This is a genomic window from Halomonas sp., assembly GCF_031581305.1.
GTDB lineage: Bacteria > Pseudomonadota > Gammaproteobacteria > Pseudomonadales > Halomonadaceae > Halomonas.
In genome coordinates, this window is sequence record NZ_JAVLBC010000100.1 from 7,261 (window position 1) to 11,944 (window position 4,684).

Sequence of the window (4,684 nt, forward strand, 5' to 3'; positions counted from 1 at the left end):
GTACGAGCCCGACAAACCGATCTTGAGCGACTTTACCCTCAAGATCAACCCTGGCGAGACGATCGCTCTGGTGGGACCTACCGGCGGCGGCAAGACAACCATCGTCAATCTGATCTGTCGCTTCTACGAGCCCAAGCGGGGGGCGATCCGCATCGGCGGGCGCGACTACCGGGATCTCTCCCTGCACGCCATCCAGTCGCGCGTGGGCGTAGTGCTCCAGACGCCCCACCTCTTCTCCGGCACCATCCGCGACAACATCCGCTACGGCAGCATTGATGCCAGCGAGGAGGCGATCTGGGAAGCGGTACGCCGCGCCCATGCCGACACCTTTCTCGACGACCTGGTGGACCTGCAGGGCCGCCGCGGCCTGGATGCCCATGTGGGGGAGCGCGGCGTGAAGCTCTCCGGCGGCCAGCGCCAGCGCATTGCCATCGCCCGGGTGCTGCTCAAGAATGCGCCCATTCTGGTGCTGGATGAAGCCACCTCGGCGCTCGACTCCGAGGTGGAGGCGGCGATCCAGGAGCAGCTCTATGCGCTGATGGAGGGCAAGACGGTGATCGCCATCGCCCACCGCCTCTCGACCATTGCCATGCTCGACCGCCTGGTCGTCATCGACGAGGGGGGCATCGTCGAGAGCGGCAGCCACCGGGAACTGCTGGCCAGGGACGGCCTCTATGCCGCCCTGTGGCGGCGCCAGTCCGGCGGCTTTATCGGCGAGGATATCGAGGACGAGGCCGAGACGGCCTGATCGAACCAGGGCTGACCGGGCGGGCGTCAAGGCACGATGGGCATGACTGAGGGCTAGAACCAGGGCAGGGCGGCGTCAGCTCGGGTCACTCAGGTGCTGGGACCTGAGCGCGGAGCCAGGCGATCTCCTCGGCCCAGATCGCCGGCTCGACGGTTTCCAGCACCATGGGAATCTCGTCGATGCGCGGGTCGCGCATGAGGGTGGTGAAGGCGTCCAGCCCGATGTTGCCCTGGCCCAGGCTGTGATGACGATCGACGCGGCTGGCGAACTCGCTCTTGGCATCGTTCAGGTGCATGCCGCGCAGGTACGCAAAGCCCACGACCTTGTCGAATTCATCCAGCGTGGCGGTGCAGGCCTCCGGGGTGCGCAGGTCGTAGCCGGCGGCGAAGGCGTGGCAGGTATCGAGGCAGACCCCGACCCGCGATGTGTCATCGACCTGGTCGATGATCTCGGCCAGATGCTCGAAGCGCCAGCCCAGGTTGGTGCCCTGGCCGGCCGTGTTCTCGATCACCGCCGTCACGCCACGCGTCTCGGCGAGCACCTGGTTGATGGAGTCGGCGATGCGGGTGAGGCACTCGCCTTCGCTGATCTTCTTCAGGTGGCTGCCGGGATGGAAGTTGAGCAGGGTGAGGCCGAGCTGCTCGCAGCGCTGGAACTCGTCCAGAAAGGCCGCGCGGGACTTCTCGAGCCCGGCGCTCTCCGGGTGGCCGAGGTTGATCAGGTAGCTGTCGTGGGGAAGGATCTGCCCCGGGCTGAAGCCGTGCGTTTTGCAGGCCGTGCGGAAGGCCTCGATGGCCTCGTCGGTCAGCGGCTTGGCTTTCCACTGGCGCTGGTTCTTGGTGAACAGGGCGAAGGCATCGGCGCCGATCTCCACGGCGCGCAACACCGCCTGGTCGGGGCCGCCGGCGGCACTGACATGGGCTCCGAGGTATTTCACGCGAGTTACCTTCCATCATCGTTTCGGTGAAGCCCTACCATAGCACCGCAAGACGCCGCGCCACGACAAAACTCGACTTTGCAACACGACACCGGCTCACATAGGCTCATTGATGAAATGCCCGGCAGGCAGGAAGGGAGGAAAGAAGACATAGCGTGATACTCGATGACTACCGCATGAAGGGCAGTCGCTCAGTCAACATGCACCGGTAGGGGCGGTAGCGTGGCTGAACATTAGGTTCCTTCGCCTATTGGCGCGATGCAGTCCTGGGGGAGCGACGGTTCAGCGCTCCGACTTCAGATCGCGAAAGAAGGCCAGAGGCCTTCCAAGTAATAGGCAGTCAGTGAAGGGGACCCCTGGCGCTCCACCGCCAAGGGTTCCATAAACGCCTATACCTTTGAGGCTCCCATGCTGGCGGGGTGCCGGATCCCACGGAAGCGGATGAAGTCGCGTATCCATACGGCTGACCTCTCTCGATGCATGGATATACGTACCATTATCGGTAATGGTGGAATGCGCAAGCACGCAAATCCTGCATAAATAGACAAACTAAAATTAATTTTTTTAAATCAGTAGGTTAAGTGGTCATCGGCAGGCTATATTTGCCTTGTAATCGTGCCGGAACGTGGATCCAGTCATAGAACGCGCCGTCTAAAATCTACTGGGCCGCACCATTCTGTTTACTGACATCAGGAGGAGGATTACATGAGCTCGTGCCCGCGTGCCGTTCTTAAATTGGGGAACGTGGTTGCCGTTCTTATGCTGTTGAGCAGTTTCACGGTGTTCGCACAGACTCCGCAAGAGCGCGTCCACCAGATGTCGCACAACATAATGCCCTTTGAGATGGCGAAGACCGTACACATCTTCAAGATGACAGAGTCGGGAGGTGTACAGCGGGTGATTGCGCGGGACCCAAGCGAAAGCGACCAAATTGCACTGATCCAGCAGCATCTCAAGCACGAGGCTGAAAGGTTTCAGCGCGGCGAATATTCAGACCCAGCGACGCTGCATGGCACAGACATGCCGGGGCTTAAGGAGCTTCGAGCTGGAGCCTCGGGCATCAAGCTCTCGTATGCGGAACTTTCCGCGGGCGCTGAGATTACGTTTGAAACGACTGATCTTCACTTGTTAACTGCTATACATCGCTGGTTCGGCGCTCAGCTTTCGGAGCACGGCGCCGACGCCAAGGCAGAGTGAGTCGCAGCGGCCCAACAAGGCGCTGCAGACGACGCGGAAAAGCCGCGCGGCTGAGCGCTAGCGTTATACCGCCTAACAAAAGGATATAGCCAATGAACACTACAACCACCTATTCAATACGTCCAATTGGTTTTGTCCGCTCTCAACTTGCTGACAAAAAAGACGCTCCTGATCAAGGTTCAGAAGGGGCACCGGAAGCGTGGATAGAGATAGATAAAGAATTTACAAAGGCGATTGATGGAATTTTTTCTGGTAGCGAGATCATTCTACTTACATGGCTTCACCAGAGTGACCGTAGTGTATTACAGGTACATCCTCGAAACAATCCCGATAATCCCCTGAAGGGAGTCTTCGCTACCCGTGCGCCGGATCGACCAAATCCTATTGGTTTGCACCGCGTTCAGGTGCTAGAGACTGCTGAGCCCGCACGTTTGAAAGTAAGTCCCTTAGAAGCACTCGACGGCACCCCGGTGATTGATATAAAACCTGTTCTTTCCAATCAGCATTGATGCCAATTATTGCCAACAACAGGCGGTATGAGCCGCGCATTAAGCGGATACGCCTCGCCAGGTCTAGCCACTTTCTGTATTTTTAATTCTCCGTTCATTATTTATTATCTCAACATTCATTTTCGTGCAGCTTATGCGCAGTGTTGTTATTTTTAAAAGAGGTGTCTAAGATGATCGAGAAACGAAATATATTATTTATGCTTTCTTGTTTTTTATTGCTTTTCTGGACCGCCGTTTTTTCAAGTGTAGCTCATGGAGAAGATGTCGCGGGTAGCGAGGACCATCCTCTAATTTCCAGATTTCCTGGTTCAACTATTGTTTATCATGAACAGGTAGGATTTGATGAGTACGTTCTTCCACTTGGAGGGCTTGACGATGAAAGGAATTTATCCGAGAGTCGGAGAGTTGCCGGGAAGGTAACAAGAATCCAGTATAGTACCCCAGAAGATTATTCCACGTTCGAGGTGTACAAGAATTATGAGTTAGCCCTCAAAGAGGCAGGATTTGAGATATTGTTTTCAGGAACTAATGAAGAGCTTTCCTGGAGGTGGACTTCAATTTTGTACGATTATGGAGAAGTGAACCAGCCACTGCCCTCGGAGGTGCTGGAGAAAAATCTTTTGGTGAGCGAGGATGATTTCCGGTATCTGTCCGCCGAGCTTAGCCGTGCAGGGGAGGGGAATGTGTACGTGGCCCTGACGGTTTCACGAACCCAATCTGCCGACGGGCCTGGCATCCAGCTGGATATTGTTGAAGAAACGTCGATGGAGGAGGACAAGATCACAATCGACGCCGACGCCATGGCCAGTGAGATTGGCCGTGGCGGATCTGTCTCTATTCAGGAGATTTACTTTGATACCGGGAAGGCAACGTTAAAAGATGAGTCCGACGTGGCCTTGGAGGAAATTGCGAAGCTTGTCCATCAAGAGTCTGGTATGCGTTTTTATGTTGTCGGGCACACCGATAGCCAGGGGGCACTTGATTACAACATGGCCCTTTCAGAGCGGCGGGCTGCATCGGTAGTCGAAGCATTGGTCGAACACCATGATGTCGATGCAAACAGGCTTACCCCTAAAGGTGTAGGCCCATTAGCGCCCATTGCAACCAATGAGACTCAAGAAGGCCGAGCTCAGAATCGACGTGTGGCAATTGTGAAGAAATAGGTAAAGCCGGAAAATTTCATCTCGCCTCATTCATCAGGATGCCGAATGACGGTGTTCAACCGGGGGGTGCCCTCATGCACGGCATGGTTGCTGTCGTCGTGACCAAGGCAGGTCAGCAGCCGCAACAGCG

5 protein-coding genes are annotated in these 4,684 nt (G+C 56.6%); 4 read left to right on the forward strand and 1 reads right to left on the reverse strand.

The window, feature by feature from the left end; all coding sequences use genetic code 11:
• Positions 1 to 748 (forward strand): ATP-binding cassette domain-containing protein (locus RI841_RS09795; RefSeq protein WP_310705417.1); only part of this gene is annotated, 748 nt, incomplete at its 5' end.
• Positions 749 to 833: 85 nt separating this feature from the next.
• Here RI841_RS09795 and nfo read toward each other — a convergent pair.
• Positions 834 to 1,685, reverse strand: coding sequence for a deoxyribonuclease IV (gene nfo / locus RI841_RS09800; protein ID WP_310705418.1), 852 nt, complete (start codon positions 1,683 to 1,685; stop codon positions 834 to 836).
• Between the two features lie 705 nt (positions 1,686 to 2,390).
• On the opposite strand from nfo, the gene RI841_RS09805 reads away from it, so the two are divergent.
• From RI841_RS09805 to RI841_RS09815, 3 genes are all read left to right on the forward strand, one after another.
• Positions 2,391 to 2,882, forward strand: coding sequence for a hypothetical protein (locus tag RI841_RS09805; RefSeq protein WP_310705419.1), 492 nt, complete (start codon positions 2,391 to 2,393; stop codon positions 2,880 to 2,882).
• Positions 2,883 to 2,974: 92 nt separating this feature from the next.
• The gene (tsaA, locus tag RI841_RS09810) at positions 2,975 to 3,391 is read left to right on the forward strand and encodes a tRNA (N6-threonylcarbamoyladenosine(37)-N6)-methyltransferase TrmO (RefSeq protein ID WP_310705420.1); all 417 of its coding nucleotides are present in this window, start codon (positions 2,975 to 2,977) and stop codon (positions 3,389 to 3,391) included.
• A gap of 170 nt (positions 3,392 to 3,561) precedes the next feature.
• Positions 3,562 to 4,554: a DUF4892 domain-containing protein gene (locus RI841_RS09815; protein WP_310705421.1), complete on the forward strand. Its 993-nt coding sequence runs from the start codon at positions 3,562 to 3,564 to the stop codon at positions 4,552 to 4,554.
• The last annotated feature ends 130 nt before the right edge of the window (positions 4,555 to 4,684 follow it).